Here is a 1301-nt window from a genome sequence, read left to right as displayed (position 1 = left end):
AATGAAAGCAACATCTCACGAAGTGACGGACGTTCAGCCGTTGCTTGTGCTGCTTATCGTGCCTGTGAAAAATTAGAGGATCTGACTTTTGGAAAGACTCAGGACTACACTAAAAAAAAGGGACTTGCATACAAAAATATTTATGCACCAGAACATACCAATACAAAACTTTTAGACCGTCAAACACTTTGGAATACAGTAGAAAAAAAAGAATTCAATGCCAATGGCTCAATGAAAGCCAATGCACGACTCGCCAAAGAATATATCTGTGCTTTACCACATGAATTAACAGATGCAGAACGCATAAAAATCGTTGATGACTTTTGCCGAGACTTTGTGAACAAGCACAATGTTATTGTCGATGCCTGCATCCATGCACCACATGAACATAACGATGAAACCAATAATAAAAACTATCACGTACACATGATGTTCACGACCAGACTCATCAATGACAAAGGCGAATTAGGAAAGAAACAAAGAATCTTCAACGACCATGGTCCCGAGATCCTGAAGGACAGCCGAGCAACTTTTGCCAATGTTGTAAACACAGTATTGGAAAATGCCGGACTAGACGAACGCATCGACCACCGGAGTTACAAGGATCAGGGCTTAGACTTTCTTGAACCCACTCATCATGAAGGGCATGAAGCTACAGCACTTCGCAGACAATATGACGAGGAACAAAAAAGACCGCTTGAAGAACGTAACACTGAAATTGTGCTACCAAGAATTGCACTTGAAAATGATGCAATCAAAGCCAAAAATTTAGATGCTGCACGAGAATACCAACAGATCATCAAGGGCCTTGATCAAGAAATTATTGTTCCAAGTCGATTAGAAGATCAGATTACCCAGCTGGAAAACGAACTTCAGTTAACCGAAGCAGAAGAAAAAGAGCTTTTAGCAGAATTAGTAAATCTCAATCTAGAAGAAGAACGCCTGCAAGAACAACAGGTTCAACAGATCGACAACGCATATGATGACTTCATCCGGTGCCAAGATATTTATGCAGAATTTGCCAATCAGTTTTACACCATTCAAAGCAATGCTGCTGATAATCAAAAGCAGATTGAATCAAATCTCACCAAGACAAAACGATGGTTAGCAGAAAACAAAAGCGATTTTTACCTACATAGCAATAATTTGTTTTATGACTCTTATCATCATACTTACAGAGATATAAAAAAACCTGATTTTTATGCGACTGAAAAATCAGTAGAACAGGCAAAAAATGAGAACTGGAGAGAATACGCAACCGAGGTCGAACAACTTGCTAAAGAATACGATATTGAGAATGT

1 protein-coding gene is annotated in these 1301 nt (G+C 39.0%); it reads left to right on the top strand.

The genetic code is table 11. The features are described from left to right. Positions 1–1301 (top strand): MobQ family relaxase (gene mobQ, locus FTU34_RS17705; protein WP_257226329.1); only part of this gene is annotated, 1301 nt, incomplete at both ends.

Source organism: Acinetobacter sp. YH12094 (assembly GCF_013419295.1).
In the GTDB taxonomy this organism is placed as follows: domain Bacteria; phylum Pseudomonadota; class Gammaproteobacteria; order Pseudomonadales; family Moraxellaceae; genus Acinetobacter; species Acinetobacter amyesii.
The sequence above is the reverse complement of the archived record's forward strand: the minus strand, read 5'-3'. Positions and strand labels throughout refer to the sequence as shown.